Source organism: Paenibacillus phoenicis (genome assembly GCF_034718895.1).
Lineage (GTDB): Bacteria > Bacillota > Bacilli > Paenibacillales > Paenibacillaceae > Fontibacillus > Fontibacillus phoenicis.
The window spans coordinates 4,132,316-4,150,203 of sequence record NZ_JAYERP010000001.1 but is presented as its reverse complement, the minus strand read 5'-3'; the positions used below and the strand labels follow the sequence as shown (position 1 = coordinate 4,150,203).

Here is a 17,888-nt window from a genome sequence, read left to right as displayed (position 1 = left end):
AGTCAAATTCATGTTAAATGGTAGTAAACCGCTTACAAGTCTAGTAAAATAAATAGGTTAGGAAATCAGCCGAGCATCTTTTAGCACACAGGAGGGGATCCGAATGGTTGATGTGAAAGGCAAATGGGCGCTCATTACCGGAGCAAGCCGCGGGATAGGGTATCAAATCGCGAAGTTTATGGCCGAGCAAGGCTGCAACTTGATTCTGCATAGCCGCGAGCTGGAGCATACCCGGCAATTGGAGCAGGAAGTCCGGGCATCGGGCGTCCAGGTCTACTCTGTACAAGCTGAGCTGTCAAACCAACAGGAAGTTGTCGCCATGCTGGATGAAATCGAAGCCAAAGGCACGCCGGTTGACATCGTATTTAATAACGCCGCCGTTCAAATCGCTTACCGGACCGATTATTGGCAGACTCCAGTCTCCGATTTCGAGCAGAGCTTCCAAATTAATTTCATCTCCATCGTCACGATCTGCAACCGATTGATTCCCAAGATGATCGAACGCGGTTTCGGCCGGGTCATCAACACAACCAGCGGGATCAAAAACGAACCGGAGCAAGCCGGCTACGCCGCAAGCAAAGCCGCGCTCGACAAGTTCACCAAAGATCTCGCCTCCCGTCTCGAAGGCACGGACGTGATGATTAATTTAAGCGATCCGGGCTGGTGCCGGACCGATCTGGGCGGCCCGCATGCCCCGAATTCGGTGGAAAGCGTACTTCCGGGCATCGTGGTGGGCGCTTTTGTTGACGACCAGAAGAGCGGGCGTTATTTCCCCGCGCAAAGCTTCACCGGCCTGACGCTGGAGGAAGCCGTCGCCAAGGCAGAGACGATCGAAGCGGTGAGCTATACGATCTAACCATTAACATCCCGCGGTAGGCCGCGGGATGTCTTTCATTTCCCCTAGATACGGCGGTGTCCCACTCTCCGTACGTATATCGCTGCTTACACTTTAAACTTGCCGATCATCGCCTGCAATTCCTCAGACAACTGACTGAGCCCCTCCATCGAAGCCATCATTTCTTCAACGCCGGCGTATTGCTCCTCGGTGTGCGCGTAGACCTCGCGGGAGCCGCTGGCGGTCTGCTGCGCAACCCGATCGATCGTGGCGATCGCCTGAACCACAGCATCCGATTGGGAGTACAATTGCTCGGCCTGCCCGGTCACCCGGCTGATTCGGCCGGCCACCTGCTCGACCGCCTGACGGATGCTCGTGAACACCTCGCCGGCCTGCTGAACTGTGGCAATACCGGCCGCGACCTCCTGCGAACCAGCTTGCCCCGCCTCAATCACAAGCTCCATCTCGCTGCGCACGCCTTCGAGCATCTCGGCTACACCTGCAGCCGCCGCCCCGGTCTCCGCCGACAGCTTGCGCACCTCGCCGGCGACCACGGCGAACCCTTTACCGGCTTCCCCGGCCCGCGCCGCCTCGATGGAGGCGTTCAGCGACAGCATCTGCGTCTGCTTGGCGATCCCGGCAATCAGCTCAGCAGCCTCCGCAATTTGGCCGGAGCGAACGCCCAGCCGCTCGATGAAGGCGCGCAGCTCGTCCATCTGCCGCTGGATCGACGCCATCTGCGCCGCTGCTGACGCGACGATGTCCTCGCCGGCCCGCGTTTCTTGCACCGCCGCCTCCGATTCCTGGCGGGCGTCATCCGCGAGGCCTGCCATCTCCCGGGCTCCGGCAGCCATCATCGTCACTTGGGCCACGCCCAGCTCGACACTTTGCACCTGCTCCTCGCTTCCGGACGAAATTTGGCCCATGATGTCCGAAATTTCCCCGGAGGAGGCACGGAACTGCTCCGACTGGTGCCGCAGCTGATCCGCCGATGTTGCAACGCGTCCGGCATGCCGCCCCAGATTGCGGATCATCTCCTGCCAGCTTCGTCTCATATGGTTAAACGCAGCCGCCAATTCCCCAATCTCATCGCGGTTTCTCACAGCGATCTCTGCAAGGGTTAAATCGCCGTCTGCCAGCTCGCGGGCCCCCTTCACCATCACTCGCATCGGTTTGACGATTTGCCGGGACAACAGGACACCGGTCAAGACGGCGAAGAGGATCGCGATGGCCCCGCATATCACTAAAATCCACAAAGTGATCGCCGATTCTTTCTTGAACTCGGCCAATTTCCCCTGAAGCGCGCTCTCCTGCAGCGTCCGCAATTCACTCGCCCCTTGAATCATCGTATCCGATGTCGGAATCGCCCACATCAACGCTTCCGCTTTCGCCAAATCCGGCTTTCCCGATTGTACGTAATCGCGAACCTTCGTCAGCAAGCGAGCAAACGTCGCATTGGATTCCGATAACGAGGAAGCAACCGCCCCCTGCTCTTCACCTTCGGAAGCGCTTACGATTTGGCCGATGATCCTATTCAATTCATCATTGGCTCCCGTCAATAGCTGTTCCTTCTCGGACGAAGGCTCCACGATATAACTAAACAAGAGACTGTTCTGACGCTGCGTCTCCATCTCCAGCTTGGCCGCTTGATCCCGTGCCGCCGTATTTTGCTCAAGCAGCTCGGAATAGTTCTGATCCATCCGGTTCAAGAACACGTAGGCCACTCCAGCAATGACCCCCACCAGCAGCGATACCGTGATAAAAGCCGCCGTCAGCTTCCGGCCGAGCGAAAACGCGTGCCCTCTAGCTCCTTTTCCATAGGATTTCCCCTGATTCTCCATCTTTGTCCCCCCTTGGTTGGATCTAACGAACAAGGGCCGCCAGACAAATCATCTGCGGCCTATGTTCTTCTTGTCTATTCACTTGTATCATCTATCAAACCGTGGCAGGAGGGGAATTCAAAATTCTCCTCTGTTCTATCAAAATTCTCATATCTAAGACTTAGCCGAAGATTTATGCGGTCTCTCTCGCCTTACCTGCCCGCATAAAGATCTTAATGATCTCATTCAAGAGCAGCGGGATTAACGCCAATAGGATCACGAGCCCCCAATCGGATAAGCTGAGATATTGCACCTTAAACGCTGCGGCCAGGAACGGAATCGAGATCGACAGGAACTGCAGCAGCAATCCGGCGATAACCGCTCCGACGAGCAACAGGTTGGAGAACAGACCAATCGTAAAGATCGACTTGGTCGCACTACGCTTCGAGAAAGCGTAGAACAACTGTGACGCTGCCAGCACGACGAAGGCCATCGTTCGCGCGTAAGTTATCACATCCTCAGGAATGCCGAAGGAGCGCAAACCATACCCATGCTCGCGAAGTCCTATGTAAAATGCAAGCAAGGTCAGCGACCCGATCAAGAGCCCGCCAAGCACCGCCTGCCACGCCGCGCCCCCGGCAAAGAAGCTCTCCTTCGGATCGCGCGGCTTGCGCTTCATCACGTCCTTCTCGCCAGGATCAACGCCCAGCGCAATCGCCGGTAACGTATCGGTGACCAGATTGATCCAGAGGATCTGGGTCGCTAGGAGCGGCAACGGCCAGAAGAACAGAATCGAAGCGAGTATTGCCACGATCTCCCCGAAATTGCAGGCCAGTAGAAACGTCACCGTCTTGCGAATATTCGCGTAGATGTTCCGCCCTTCCCGAATCGCCTGGACGATCGTGGTAAAATTATCGTCGGTCAGAATCATGTCGCTGGCGCCCTTCGACACATCGGTGCCGGTAATCCCCATGGCCACGCCGATGTCCGCCGTCTTCAGCGAAGGGGCGTCGTTGACGCCATCCCCAGTCATCGAGACGATGTTGCCCTTCGCCTTAAAGGCCTTGACGATCTTCACCTTATGCTCGGGCGAGACGCGGGCAAATACGCGGATGCCGTTGATTTTCTCAGCAAACGCCTCTTCCGACAGCTCGTCGATTTCCGCCCCGGTCATGCTCTGCTCGAGGGAGCTGGCAATCTCCAGCTCTTTGGCGATGGCCACAGCGGTGTTGCGATGGTCGCCCGTGATCATCACCGGAGTGATGCCCGCCGCTTTCGCCTCGCGGATCGAATCCTTCACTTCGGACCGCGGCGGATCGATCATGCCAACGAAACCAAGGATCGTCAGATCCTGCTCCATTTCCTCCGGCGGCAGAATGCGGTCCGTATCCTTATAGGCAGCGCCCAGCACCCGGAGCGCGTCGTCCGACATCGCTTCGGCGGCTGCAATGAAGCGTTGCTTCAGCTCCTCCGTCAGCGGCACGACCTCCCCGTTCACCACGGCGCTGTTCGAAATCCGCAGCAGCTGGTCAATTGCCCCTTTCGTATGGACGCGATAGCCCTCCCGCGTCTGGTTAAGCGTGGACATCAGCTTGCGGTCCGAATCAAACGGCTTCTCGGAGATCCGTTTGTATTCGGCCTCCAGCGATTTCTTCGAAAGTCCGTGCTGTTCGCCGAAAGCGACTAAGGCAATCTCCGTCGGGTCGCCGGTCCCTTGGCCGTTCTCGTAAGTGGCATCGGAACACAACACGAACGTCTTGATCATTTCGATCGGCGCCTCGTCGCCCAAGGGCTCCGCGGTAAAATGCTTGACGACCGTCATTTTATTCTGGGTTAGGGTTCCGGTTTTGTCCGAGCAGATGATGTTCACCGAACCCAGCGTTTCAACGGCCGGCAGCTTCTTGACGATAGCGTTGACGCGGGACATGCGGGTAACGCCAAGCGCGAGTACAATCGCTACGATCGCTGGCAGCCCTTCTGGAATCGCTGCGACCGCCAGGCTGATCGCCGTCAGGAACAGCTCGAACAGATCCCGTCCCTGGATGAGGCCGATCACGAAGATCACGACGCAGATGCCAATGGCGATGTAGCCAAGCATTTTGCCGAGCTCTTCGAGCTTTTTCTGCAGCGGAGTCAAGTCCTGCGTATCTTCGTCCAAAATTTTGGCGATTTTGCCCATCTCCGTATTCATCGCCGTCCCGACGACAACCCCTTCGCCGCGGCCATACGTTACGAGCGTAGACATAAACGCCATGTTGCTCTGGTCCCCGATGGGCGTTTGCGCTTCTTGATGCACATCCTCCGCATTTTTATCCGACGGTACAGACTCGCCGGTCAGCGCGGATTCCTCAATTTGCAGGTTGGCGCTGTCAAGCAGCCTCAGGTCGGCTGGGACGAATCGTCCGGCATCCAGGATCACGATATCGCCTGGAACGATTTCCCCGGAATCGATCTCCTTCACATTGCCGTCACGCCTTACCAGCGTTTTGGGGGTGGTCATTTGCTGCAGCGCCTCAATCGCTTTCTCCGCTTTCTGTTCCTGAATGACTCCGATGATCGCGTTCAACAGGACAACAGCCAAGATGATGATGGCATCCATGTATTCTCCGACAATCAGCGTAACGATGGCGGCAGCCAGCAGCACATAAATCAGCATATCCCTCAACTGAGCGAAGAAGAGCGACCATAAGCCCGGCTTCGGCTTGCCTTTAATCTGATTTGGCCCGTACTTAGACAGGCGCTTCCCGGCTTCTTCCGAAGACAGTCCGGCAGCGGGATCCACCTGCAGCTCTTGCAGGACGGCCTCCCGGGTTTTTGTATGCCACATGCAGCAGCACCTCTTTACTTGAATTTGATAGACATGAACTTACCATTATTGTAAACCGAATCCACAGGAAATTATGAGAAAAAATAAGCAACAGTACACATCGATATCCCGCCACAAAATTGCCATAATATGAAGGACCCTGAGCAAGCTGCATGAAGATGAAAAAATGCCCGGGCTATGCTACAATACTGAGATGTTAAACGGGAACGTTTAGAGGGATGTCATTCTAGGAGGGTATTTCATTTCATGTTAATTATAGGTATCGCCGGCGGCACCGGGTCCGGGAAAACGACGGTGGCCCGCTCGGTTATCGGCCAGCTGGACACCGATAAAGTTACGTTTATTTCGCAAGACAACTACTATAAAGACCAATCGCACCTCAGCATGGCCGAACGGGAAAAGACGAACTACGACCATCCCTTCGCCTTCGATAACGAGCTGTTGGTGGAGCATCTGAACCAGCTCAAGAACGGACAAGCCGCCTATGCTCCGGTGTACGATTTTACGAAGCATACCCGTTCTGATAAGACGATCAAGCTGTTGCCCAATAACATCATTATCGTCGAGGGACTCTTCGTCCTGTATGACGAGAAGCTGCGGGAGATGCTCGACATCAAGGTGTTCGTGGACACCGACTCCGACGTGCGCATCCTTCGGCGCGTACTGCGCGACATGGAAGAACGCGGCCGCTCGATCCATTCCATCCACCAGCAGTACCTGGCAACGGTGAAGCCGATGCATGAAGCATTTATTGAGCCGTCAAAAAAATATGCCGACCTCATTATCCCCGAAGGCGGGCATAACGAAGTTGGCATCCAAATGCTGGCCATTCTGACGGAGAAACACCTGTCCGGCGGGTTCAAATCCTAGAGGGGACGGCGCGGATCACCGCTTGTCTAAAGCACAAATCCAAGCTTCGGCCCCATGATGCTAAACTCATTCTCTGTATTGTTGCTCTGCCGTTGCCCCGTTTGAAGCTAGATCCAGGGTCGCCTGTCCCCGGTCCAGCTTTTTTTCGGAACGCTTCACAAACATCCCCTCGATTTCAATCATTTTCCTTTAAGATTCCGCAGCATGGCGGGGTTTATACAAAAAACCGGCACCCGAGGAGGATGCCGGTTTTCGTTAATGAGTGATGGAATGATACGTATCGGATAATAGTTCGAAGTTGAGCAGCCCTGTGGATTCGAGCACTCGGTGGGCATTGCCCAGATTCCCGGGGTCGCCAATGCCGATGGCTACCATATTGGCATCCCGGATCGCGGCGATGCCGGAGTATGCATCCTCGATGCCGAGACAATTTCTCGGCGGAACGCCCAGCGCCTCGGCTGCGCGCAGGAAGATTTCCGGATCGGGTTTGCCCCGTTCCAGAATGCCGGCATCTACGATCTCGTCGAAGTAGCCGGTAATGCCCAGCGATTGCAGAATAGCCGGGGCGTTGCGGCTTGCCGATGCGACGGCCATTCGGATGCCGCGAGCCTTCAGCTCCTCCAGCAGTTCCTTGATCCCCGGGAGCAGATGCTCTGGACGGATGCGGCGGATCAGCTCCTGGTATCGCTCGTTCTTGCGCTGCATGAATCGCTCTTTATCGGCTTCCGAATAGATGCGGTCCGAACGTTTCAGTAGAAATTCGAGCGAGGTTCGGCGGTCAACGCCCTTCAGGTTTTCATTGTACTCCTTATCAAATGGAATCCCCAGTTCATTGGCCAATTCCAGCCATGCCTCGTAATGAAATTCAGCCGTATCGGTCAGAACTCCGTCCAAATCGAAGATCACCGCCTCCAGCTCCCGGTTGGGCAGCGCAACTTCGCCGTCGATCTCAACTCGCTTGCCCAAATGGCAGATCGTCAGCGGGCTGCCTTCAACCAGCCTGTAGATGGTTTTGTCCTTCGTCACCTGAACGGACAACATGCTGCCTGCCACCCGCAAGTTAAACGCATAGCTCGTCCATTGATCAGGGATGTTTGGTGCAAAATGCAGCTCCCCCTCCACCTGCCGCATCCCGGCGAAGCCGTCGACGATCATCAGCCGGCTGCCAGCCATCGAAGCGGTATGGATCCCGTCCTTGACGTTAAGATGATAATCGTCCAGATCGACGCGAGCCGTTTGCTGGAAGAAGTCATAAGCTTTGTCCATATAGCCGAGCTCCGCGCCAATGATCCCGTGGATACAGGTGGACAAGGAGGAGTCATGCGTTGTCAGCGGCTCATAATAGTTATAGTTCCGCTGCTTCTCCCACATCGTAAACCGCTGGCTTTGGGTATACATCGCCATAACCAAGTCTGCTTGCTTCAGGACTTGGTGGCGGTTGATCCGCAAGCTATGATAGTGCATCATCAGCGGGTAGTGCTCTTTTGGCGTTGCTGCAAAGTCCCACACCGGCTTATTCAGGAAGGAATCGTCCTGCCCGATCAACCCGTTCTGGCGATGGATGTAGATGCCGGCCGCCGCTTCGTTCCACCGGTTCACTTCTTCCTCACTGATCCCCATGGTAGCAACCAGCTCCGCCCAGCGCTCCGGACGTTCCTCCCGCAATGCCGTCGCAACTCGCACCGCAAATTCGAGCTGATCCTTGATCATCAGATTCGTATAGGTATTGTTATCGATGACCGTTGTATATTCATCCGGCCCGGTTACGCCGGTAAAGCAGAAGCCGCGGCCTTCGATCCACGCCCCCGCCCCAGCAAAGTAACGCGACGTTTCAAATAAGATTTCCGCCCCTTCCTCATATAAGAAGGGTTTGTCTCCCGTCACTTCCACGTACTTCTTCAACGCATAGCAAATGTCCGCATTGATATGGATTTGAGCCGTGCTGGCGGACGGGTATGCCGAGGTCTCCTCCCCGCCGATCGTCCGCCAGGCGTAAAGGGCACCTTGTTCGCCCATTTCCCGGGCCCGTTCTTTGGCCTTAGGGAGAATGTAATGCCGGTATTTTAGCAGCTGCTTGGCAATCTCCGGTTGAATGTACAGGAAATACGGGAGCATATAGGTTTCCGTATCCCAGAAATAGTGACCGTCGTAGCCTTCGCCTGTGATGCCTTTCGCCCCGATGTTGGTCCGGCCGTCCCGTCCAACGGATTGCAGCAGATGGTAAGCGTTGAAGCGCAGCGCCTGCTGCAGCTCGGCGTCCCCCTGCACCAGGATGTCTGCGGTCTTCCAATACTCATCCAAGAAGGCTTGTTGCGAGGCGGCCAACTCGGCATATCCCATCGTCATGGCAGCCTCCAGCTCATCCGTGGCCAGCTGCAGCAGCTTCTCCTCCGGATCATCCTTGGAGGTAAAGTAAGTTATGAATTTATCCAGGACGACGGTGCCGTTCTCCTCGGCCTGTACATGGAAGCGCTTCTCGACTCGTTGCTCCAACGCGACCGTTTCCAGTTCGTAAGCATGGTTGAGAGCATGCTCGATGCCGCACAGCACCGCAAAATGTGTCATGCTCGTCGATTGGAGCAAAGCACAGAACGTCCGATGCTCATACGATTCCTTCGTCTGCAGCACTTGCCCGTTGAAGGCTGAGCCCGCACGCGGGTCACCTCCCCCCGCCTGATTGGCCACACGCCCGTCAACCGCCGACACAAGCAGAATCTCTCCCGAGAAATTCAGCGGTGTCACTTCATAACGGATCGCTGCCAAATGCTTGCGGCTAAGGGCAGCAAAGCGCTCGATGCGAATGCGCAGCTGTTTGCCCGTCGTCGTTTCCCACACTTGCGTCCGGACGACCGTCCCTTTCCGCATGTCCAGCCGGCGGCTGTAATCGCTGATCCGCTCCGCGAACAAACTGAATTTCTCACCGTCCACGTACAGTTCGATAATTTTGCCGTCCGTCACGTTCAGCATCGTCTGGTGCAGCTGGGGATGTCCATAATGCCGGGCCTTCGGGTAGGCGATAGGAGAAGAATCGTAAAACCCGTTCAGATACGTGCCGTGCAACGATGTTCCCGGAGGGCCGTCATACCCCTCCTCGAAGTTGCCGCGAATCCCGATATAACCGTTGCCAACGGCAAATACCGTTTCATCCCGCTGATTCGTCTCTACATCAAATGACGATTCCGTTACCGTCCAAGGCTCAAATGGATAGATGACTTGTCCTGACCGCATGTGTTTCTCTCTCCTCCTTCTCCCGCATCCAAGACGGGCTCTCTTAGATCTAGACCAAAATTGCCCCGTTTTGGGTTAACGTCTCCTGCAGCGAACGGATATCCACCTCTGCCGGCGAAATGCCCTGCGCTGCCGCCATTGCGGCGGCCGTGCCTGCGGCTTGCCCGGTTGCCATGCAGCTTGGCGTCAACCGGGTTGTAGCCAGCGCTTCATGCGTTGTAGAGATGCAACGGCCCGCAATCAGAAGATTGTCGATGTCCTTTGGAAGCAAGCAGCGGTACGGGATGTCGTAGGCGCCGTCTCCGTTGATCCAAGCCGCTTGAACCGCTTTGCCCGACGGATCGTGAATGTCGATCGGATACCCGCTGCGGGCGATCACGTCCTCGAAACGGCGTCCTTCTACCACATCCTCCATTGCCAGTGCATAACGGCCGACGACCCGGCGCGTCTCCCGAACGCCGATCTGCGTACCAACCTGCGTGATTTCGGCTTTGGCAAAGCCCGGGAGACACCGCTTCATGAAATCGGCGATCATCATGACCTGCTGACGCCCAAGCTCCTCCGCTTCGGTCAATTGCTCCACATCGGTGCCGTCCAGCCCTTGCACGCGAACCATGTTCACGACGATTTCGTCTTCGCCTGGACCGGTGAAGAACAGCACCTGATCGCGATTGATCGGCAGGCCGGCTTCCTTCCAGTGCTTATAAAAGCCTTGCACCGCCGTCAACGGAAGCTCCTCCAGTTCGTCAATCGGCGTCTTACGGTAAAATTCGTCCGGATGCTCGATCATGTACTGCTTAACGGCCTGCAGATCTACGCCCTTCATGCGGAATTTCATGGTCATTGGCTGGGTTTTGCCATCCGACTCCCGGCCTTGCAGGACCGGCACACCGGCAAAGAAGGCCAAGTCGGCGTCGCCCGTCGTATCAACGAACTGCTTGGCCCGCAACTCTACAGGCCCGGATTTGGTCGCCAGACGAACCGCCCGAATAATTCCGGTCTCGCTCACCGCTTCGTGCATGAAGCTATGGGCAAGCACCTTGACCCCGGCTTCCCGCAGCATCTCTAACGCAAGCAGCTTGTACACTTCCGGATGATAAGGCGTCACCGTATGGACGAACCCGCAGGTATCGCGGACATGGCCGGGCGAAGCCCCTCGCGCCGCCAACCGTTCGACGATCTCCTGAGCAATCCCGCCGATCACCCGCTTGCCATCCATCGTGTGGAACGTCATCCACGGATAGACGAGCGCGATCGTGGACATGCCGCCAAGAAATCCGTAGCGCTCGACCAATACGGTTCGCGCCCCTTGCCGCCCCGCCGCCAAAGCGGCATTAATTCCCGCCGGTCCGCCGCCAACAACAACGACATCCGCTTCTAAAATACTATGCATAAAGTACCACCCTTTCTTGAAGCTTCAGCTTCGATATGCCCTAAATCAGCCTTTGACCGCCGAGCTGGCGATCCCCTCCACGAACCAGCGCTGAAAGAACGCCACCAGGAGAATCAGCGGCAGCAGAGCCGAAACAGAAGCTGCCATGATCGCGGTATAATTGGTCGTATTTTCGTCCACGAAGTTCGTCAGCGCCAGCGGCAGCGTATACAGCTCGTTCGTTCGCAGGAAAATCAATGGTCCCTCGTATTCGTTCCAGTGCCAGGTGAAGCTAAGGATCAGCAACGAGACCAATGCCGGTTTCGTCAGAGGAAGACACACTTGCCAGAAGGTACGGAAGACACCGGCGCCGTCCACCTTAGCCGCTTCCAAGATTTCGTTCGGCAAGGTACTGAAGAACTGCCTCATGATAAATGTGCCAAGCACAGAGAACATGCCGGGCAGAATAATTGCCAAATGGCTGTCCACCAAATGCAGCTTGTCAAACAAAATGAATCGCGGTACGAGCAAAATTTGCGTTGGAATGATCATCGTCGACAGGTAAAGAAGGAACATCACTTCTTTACCTCGGAAATCCAGCTTGGCGAAGGCAAAGCCGGCCAAAGCGCTGGTCACGAGCGTTCCGAGCACGGTCATGGCTGTAATTTTAATCGAGTTCCAGTAATACAAGGCAAACGGGTATTTCCCGGCCCACACTTCGATATAGCTGTCGAAATGGAACGTGTTTGGAATCCAGTCGATCGGCGTCTGGAACATTTCCGATTGCAGCTTAAACGATGACGAAGTCATCCATAAGAACGGCAGGATCATGCAGACCGCCAGCGCGGCAAACACGATCGTGAAAACCCACTTCATGAGCTTGCGTTGTAATGTCATTTCTTTCGTCCCCTCCTGTTTAGAACTCGTCCTGCCATCTTTTTTGACCCTTCCATTGCACCAACGTGATTAGCAAGATGATCAGGAAGAGCGCCCAAGATACGGTTGCCGCGTAGCCGACCTTATAATATTGGAAGGCCTGAATGTAGATGTAGTAGGACAACACCATCGTGGAATTCAGCGGCCCGCCCTTGGTCATAACGGATACGGCAGCAAAAACCTGGAACGTGGAAATGATCAAGGTGATGGCGATCATGAAGCTCGTCGGTTTTAGCCGCGGGATCGTAATGCTGAAAAATTGTCTTATTCTGGAGGCCCCATCCACCTCAGCCGCTTCGTACAAATCTTTAGGGATGCCCTGAATCCCGGCCATGTACAAAACCATCGTATAGCCGGTGTAAGTCCAAGCGACCATGATGATGATTGCCGGCAACGCCCAATGCTGGCTGGCCAGCCACCCCGGGACGTTATGGAGGCCAAGCCCCCGCAGAAACTGGTTAATCGGTCCTTCCGACGGGTTGTACATGACGCTCCATACGACGGAAATTGCCACAATGCTGCTGACGTACGGAAGGAAAAACAACACTCGCAGGAAATTCTTCATATAGACGAATGAATTCAGGAAGACCGCCACAATCAACCCGACGATCATCGCCGCCGGTACGGTGACTCCGGTGAAGATGACGTTATTTTTCAGCGACTGCCAAAAATATTCGTCCTGGAACAACTGTTTAAAATTATCGAACCCGACCCAATCGATCCCGGCGTAGCCTCGCAAATAGTCCCAATCCATGAACACCATGGCTAAGCTGATCAATAGAGGAAACAGGATGAAGATAAAGACGCCCAAAAAATTCGGCAGAATAAACAAATATCCCGCCAGATTATCCTTGTAACGGTTTTTGCGGATTCCGTTTTTCACGGTTGGTTCAGCTCCCTTCTCTCATAACCGTATCCTAAGAAAAATCGCCCCCTCTCGGAATGGACAGGACTTGACGTTTTCCGTCCGATTCCTTTCGCAAAGAACTTACGAGCGCCCAAAGAAATAGCAGGGGGAAGTCAAGAATTCTCTCCTAAAATATAAAAAGACAAGGAGCCCGGTTGGGGTTCCTTGCCTTGTCTTGTCTTGCGATATGAATTATTTGCTTTCGGATTGGATCACTTTGTCGGCGCGCTCTTGCATCGCTTTAAGCGTCTCGTCCACCGATTGCTGATTCATGAAATATTTCTCCGCTTCTTCCTTAGTGATCGTGGTGATTTGCGGGAACGCCGTCGCTTTCTCGCGAACCGCAAACGTGTAATTCGCCTTCAGCACATTCCCCAACGATTCCTGATCGATCACGTCCTGCTTGTCGCCTACGATCATCTGAGTCACTTGATCGAAATCGGCCGTTTTGTTCGTCGGAATGCGTCCGCCCGGAATCATGTCCATATTGCCTTCTTGCAGATACCAGGAGATGAATTGGAACGCTTCTTCCTTATGGGCACTGTTGTTATTGATGGACATGAAATCGTTCATGCCGCCGTTGTTGACGTTGGTACCTTTTTCGTATTGCGGAGCCGGAGCGAACGCTACAGCGAAGTCGCGCGGCCAAGTGTCCGTATCCTTCAAGCTTCTCATCATCCAAGCGCCGCCGTATACCATCGCCGCCTTGCCCGTCAGCAGTTCGTTTGCCGGATCCAGCTTGTTGGCGATGCCTTCGCCCCAGCTCACCATAGCGCCTTCATCATACAGCTTCTTCTGAATTTCCAAGCCCTTCTTCATCGCCGGGTTGTTGAAGTTCGACAAGCCTTCCGCGTTATAGAAGGAATCCTTCGGTTGGCTGGACACCAGCGTAAATTTGCCGATCAGCAAATCTGCACCCGGTGTAACAAACGCGCCCTTACGGCCGTCCTTATTCAGCTTGAGGGCCAAGTCAGCGAAATCGTCCCAAGTCCAGTCCGTTGGTACAGGTTCGCCGATTTCATCCAAAGCTGATTTGTTCAACACCACGAAGTCGATGTTTTTATAAGCCGGCAGGTAGTGGATTTGATCATTGTATTTCAGCAGGTTTTCGCTGCCAATCACGCCGTCCACGTCAAACCCTTGCGCGCTGATCAACTCATCCAGCGGAGCTGTCATACCGGAATTTTCACGGCGGAACAGATTGTTCTCCCCATAGCTGAAGAAAATATCAGGCGCGTCGCTTTGCATCATCAGTGCGGTATCCAGCTTCGTATTGCCGGAATCGTCGTTGATGTAACGCACGTATTTTACTTGAATGTCAGGATGAGCTGCGTTCCACTTGTCGATGACGGTTTGCGGACCATTCTCTTCTGGAACCGCTCCCCAAACAGTCAAGTTCACGACGCTGCTGCCTCCATTGCCGCCTGCATCAGTGTTGCTATTTGCGTTCTCCTTGCCATTGGAGCAACCGGTAACTACGATGGTAGCTGCCAATGCCAAGGACATAACGCCTTTCAACCATTGCTTCATTCCTAAGTCCCCCCAGGTTGTGGATTGTTTCTCTTGCTATGAATAAAGTAACAAAGCCTGTCCGGGGAGAACATGGCGTAATCCTCGGCAAAACAGGGTAATTCTTATCGAATCTATTTCCCCAGATACAACCTGCGGAATTCGAGGGGATACACCCCCTCCATTCGCTTGAATTGCTTGCTGAAGTAGTTCGAATCCCCGTACCCGACCATCTCGGAGATTTCATAGATTTTATAGGTTTGGTCCTTCAGCAGCTCCCGGGCCCGGTCCATGCGGATTCGGGTGAGATGGTCCATGATCGTTTGCCCGGTCTCTTTCTTGAACAGGATGCTCAGGTAGTTCTCCGTAAACCCGACGAGCTTAGCCAGCTCTGATACCTTCAGCGGCTGGTTGTACTGCTTGCTGATGACATCCAGAACAACCTGGATCTCCGGGCGGACATGCTGATGGGAAAGCGACCGAATATAATTGAGATACATCGGCAGCCAGCCTCTGCACCACAAGTAGATATCCTCCAACGTCTCCAGGCTGCGCACGGCAGAATACGGATACATCTCCTCGTGCAGCGGAGCCGAATACAGGTCCCCGCCAAGCCGTCGGGCAAAGCCGTCCATCAGATGGATCCAGTGCACCCAATTTTCCCGCTCGACATCCGGTGACAATTTGGGACCATCTAGAACGGAACGGTACCACCGGTCCAGATAATCCAACAGTGCTGCCTCGTCGCGAATGTCCAACAACTTCTCCCATTGCTCCTGAAGCCACGGCGCTGAACTGGCGTCCGGTTCGGCGTAATGGATACGGTCAAAATACACCAAAGCTTCCGTCCCGACGTAAAAACGGTATGCGAGGGCTTTCTCCGCTTGGTCGTAAGCTTGATGCAGGTCCAGAATATCCTCAAACGGACTGGATACCCCCACGCTGGCTGACAGCTTCAGGAAGGTGGACACGGCATCCTGCATCTCCCGAACCATCGCTTCCTGATAGCGGTCGGTCAGGATCGTAAACAGCCCGTCTCCCATGTCGAGCAGTTCGCCATCGGAATATTTTTTGAACACCTCGCTGAGGATGTTGGCAACCGTGTAATGCAGTAAGTGCTCGCTGCGGAAATTGTTCTCCTCCAGCACCTTCGGATACCGATCCAGCCGAAGGCTGATCACGTAAATCGGCGGCTCGTAGGCACGCAAGCCAAACTCCTGCATCATTTCTTCCACTTCGGCGCGCGTGCCTTGCCGTTTGATTAAGAGTTCTCTCAGCCGCTTCTCCTTGGCTTCCCTGCTGTATTTACTGACCTTGACTTGCAATCGCGAAGTCTCCAGCGACTGCTCCGCTTCCTGGCGGATCATCTCCTTCATGGAGTTGAGCTTATCCATTAATTCTGAGGGCTCCATCGTTAGCTTGAGGATATAGTCGGCCGCCCCAAGCCGCAACGCCCTCTGGACGTATTCGAAATCGTTGTGGTTGGAGAGAATCAAGCATTTCGTTCGCGGCGACAGCTTACGGATCTCTTCCATCAGCTGCAGCCCGTCACACCCGGGCATTCGGATATCAGTCAGGACGATGTCGCAGGGATTGTCTTTCAGCAGCCTTAGCGCTTCCTCCCCGTTGGCGGCCTCCCCAATCAATTCAAAGCCATTGTCTTCCCAAGGAATGATCGTCTTTAACCCGATACGCACGAGGATTTCATCATCGACAATCAATACTTTAATCATCAATCGTTCTCCTTTCGATCCGCATCGCGGGAGAAGGGATTCTCATCCGCAAGAGCCTGGCGATCCAACCGCGGAAGCCGGATCTTGACGCGAGTTCCTTCCCCAATCATGCTGCTCATTTCCAGGCCGAAGTCTTGTCCGAAGTGCAGCTTGATACGTTCATTCACGTTATAGATGCCAATACCGCTGTATCTCGAATGGTCCTGGTTCAACTGACTGGACAGTTCTTTCAGTTTCGCCTCAGCGATCCCTACGCCGTTGTCGGAGACCGTCAGCACTAATTTTTGCTCCGTCTCCTCGCCTTGAATGCCGATGGCAAGCGGCGTCCGCCTGCCATGGATGATGGCATTTTCGACGATCGGCTGCAGGGTGAATTTCAGAATCGCGTTGGACCTGAGCTCATCCGGCACATCCACCTCGAACTGGACATTATCATGGAAGCGAATTTTTTGCAGATCAAGGTACACCTTCAGATAGGTTAATTCCTCCTCCAGGGTGACAACCTCTTGCTGTGTTTTCATCGTATATTCCAGCAGTCGGCCCAAATTGGTAATCATTTTGCCCACATGCTCTGCGCCGGACAAAGCGGCCATCCACTTAATGGAGTTGAGCGTGTTGAACAGGAAATGCGGGTTGATTTGCGCTTGTAGCGCCTGAAACCGAGCTTCCTCCTTGCGTTGCTGCTCCTTGGACAGCCGATCAATTAACTGCTGTAATCGCGTTAGCATTCGATTATAGTGCTTGCCAACGATCGCAATTTCGTCGTCTCCATTCACTTCCACATAGGCCTGCAGGTCGCCATCGCCTAGCTTGTTCATCGAGCGGACTAACTGTTGCAAAGGCTTCGTGAAGCGAATCATAAAGTAAATGAACACGATGGAAAACAGAATCGAGGCGCCCATCAGCCAGAGGATCGATTGGTTGCGCAGGCCGCCCAGCCTCTGCTGGTACAGCGTCTGCGGAATGAGCTGGATCACCTGCCAACCCAGCCGAGGGATTTCCTCGCGGTTTACAGAGTAATCGCCAAACGAAGCCGCTCCCTCTTGAGCCTGACGCGTGTCGGCACTTCGAATCTTTTCCAGCAGCTTTGTCGTTTGTTCATCGTTTAGCGGCGAGGCTCCGCCAAGCAGGCGGCCTTCCCCATCCGTCAGCAAGAAGCTCCCGCCGCCCTTCGTCTGCGCCGGAAGATTCCCAAAAAAGGCCGAGCTGGGAATCCCAATCATGAGCAGGTCCTCCCCTTCTTGCTGCCTCCCAATGATCCGGCGGCTCATCGTGAAATAAGGCTCGTTTAAGTCGGTCAGCTTGCTGATTTCCCCGGTATACGGATATTGCCAAACTGGCCAGCCTTTGCGCGCCCTCGTTAATTCCGCCCACGACTCTTCGCTTAGCTTATGGAGCAGCTCCTTCTCTCTACTGCGGTTATTGGGCCCGTAAGCCGTCGAATGCACGTAGCCCCGGTCGTCGATCACCGCGATGATCGCATTGCTGTCCAGCAGGATGTCGCGAATATTAACCAATTTTTGCTGAATGTTGTTATAACGTCGCAGGGACATGTAATTCGTCTCCCAGTCCGCCTCCGACTCCAGAAATTCGTTAAATTCCGGGTCGTTCATAATTAAGTTGGAAGCCTTCAGCACCCGTTCACTCAGATCGTCCATATTGCCGACCACCTGACGCAGCGCTTCTTCATTGCCGCGCCGGGCTTCGTCCATGACGACACGACTCGACGACGTATAGTAGTAATAAAAAATCGTTACGATTGGAATCACGATGCAAACAAAAAAAGAGACCAAGATCTTCCCCCGAATCGAGCGGGAAGGAACATTTAGTCTTTTCATAGGAAACGACCTT

11 protein-coding genes are annotated in these 17,888 nt (G+C 54.5%); 2 read left to right on the top strand and 9 right to left on the bottom strand.

The genetic code is table 11. The annotated features are described in order from the left end of the window. The first annotated feature begins 103 nt into the window (after positions 1–103). Positions 104–856: an SDR family NAD(P)-dependent oxidoreductase gene (locus U9M73_RS19590; RefSeq protein WP_260070094.1), complete on the top strand. Its 753-nt coding sequence runs from the start codon at positions 104–106 to the stop codon at positions 854–856. A gap of 86 nt (positions 857–942) precedes the next feature. On the opposite strand, the gene U9M73_RS19585 is transcribed toward U9M73_RS19590, so the two are convergent. Together U9M73_RS19585 and U9M73_RS19580 are read right to left on the bottom strand one after the other, a co-directional pair. Beyond that, positions 943–2,676 carry a methyl-accepting chemotaxis protein gene (locus tag U9M73_RS19585; protein ID WP_323078676.1) on the bottom strand — a complete coding sequence of 578 codons (1,734 nt, stop codon included), beginning with the start codon at positions 2,674–2,676 and terminating at the stop codon, positions 943–945. Between the two features lie 172 nt (positions 2,677–2,848). Further along, positions 2,849–5,482 (bottom strand): calcium-translocating P-type ATPase, PMCA-type, encoded by a 2,634-nt coding sequence (locus U9M73_RS19580; RefSeq protein WP_009223818.1) that lies wholly within the window; start codon positions 5,480–5,482, stop codon positions 2,849–2,851. A gap of 246 nt (positions 5,483–5,728) precedes the next feature. On the opposite strand from U9M73_RS19580, the gene udk reads away from it, so the two are divergent. Continuing rightward, positions 5,729–6,352, top strand: a complete 624-nt coding sequence (gene udk / locus U9M73_RS19575) for a uridine kinase (protein ID WP_009223817.1) — start codon at positions 5,729–5,731, stop codon at positions 6,350–6,352. A 255-nt stretch (positions 6,353–6,607) separates the two neighbouring features. Here the strand turns inward: udk and pgmB are convergent, their stop codons facing one another. The 7 genes from pgmB to U9M73_RS19540 all read right to left on the bottom strand — a co-directional run bounded on the left by pgmB (position 6,608) and on the right by U9M73_RS19540 (position 17,875). Continuing rightward, positions 6,608–9,580: a beta-phosphoglucomutase gene (pgmB, locus tag U9M73_RS19570; RefSeq protein ID WP_323078674.1), complete on the bottom strand. Its 2,973-nt coding sequence runs from the start codon at positions 9,578–9,580 to the stop codon at positions 6,608–6,610. A gap of 49 nt (positions 9,581–9,629) precedes the next feature. Beyond that, a complete protein-coding gene (locus U9M73_RS19565) occupies positions 9,630–10,973 on the bottom strand; it encodes an FAD-dependent oxidoreductase (RefSeq protein ID WP_009223815.1) in 1,344 nt (447 codons plus the stop codon). Positions 10,974–11,018: 45 nt separating this feature from the next. Continuing rightward, the gene (locus tag U9M73_RS19560; protein ID WP_009223814.1) at positions 11,019–11,849 is read right to left on the bottom strand and encodes a carbohydrate ABC transporter permease; all 831 of its coding nucleotides are present in this window, start codon (positions 11,847–11,849) and stop codon (positions 11,019–11,021) included. Positions 11,850–11,868: 19 nt separating this feature from the next. Further along, positions 11,869–12,771, bottom strand: coding sequence for a carbohydrate ABC transporter permease (locus tag U9M73_RS19555; RefSeq protein WP_009223813.1), 903 nt, complete (start codon positions 12,769–12,771; stop codon positions 11,869–11,871). Positions 12,772–12,987: 216 nt separating this feature from the next. Beyond that, positions 12,988–14,325: an ABC transporter substrate-binding protein gene (locus U9M73_RS19550; RefSeq protein WP_323078670.1), complete on the bottom strand. Its 1,338-nt coding sequence runs from the start codon at positions 14,323–14,325 to the stop codon at positions 12,988–12,990. Positions 14,326–14,438: 113 nt separating this feature from the next. Continuing rightward, positions 14,439–16,037, bottom strand: coding sequence for a response regulator (locus U9M73_RS19545; protein WP_036644364.1), 1,599 nt, complete (start codon positions 16,035–16,037; stop codon positions 14,439–14,441). Then, complete coding sequence (locus U9M73_RS19540) at positions 16,037–17,875, bottom strand: cache domain-containing sensor histidine kinase (RefSeq protein WP_323078667.1); 1,839 nt, start codon at positions 17,873–17,875, stop codon at positions 16,037–16,039. Before U9M73_RS19540 ends, U9M73_RS19545 begins: the two co-directional genes overlap by 1 nt. Positions 17,876–17,888: the final 13 nt, after the last annotated feature.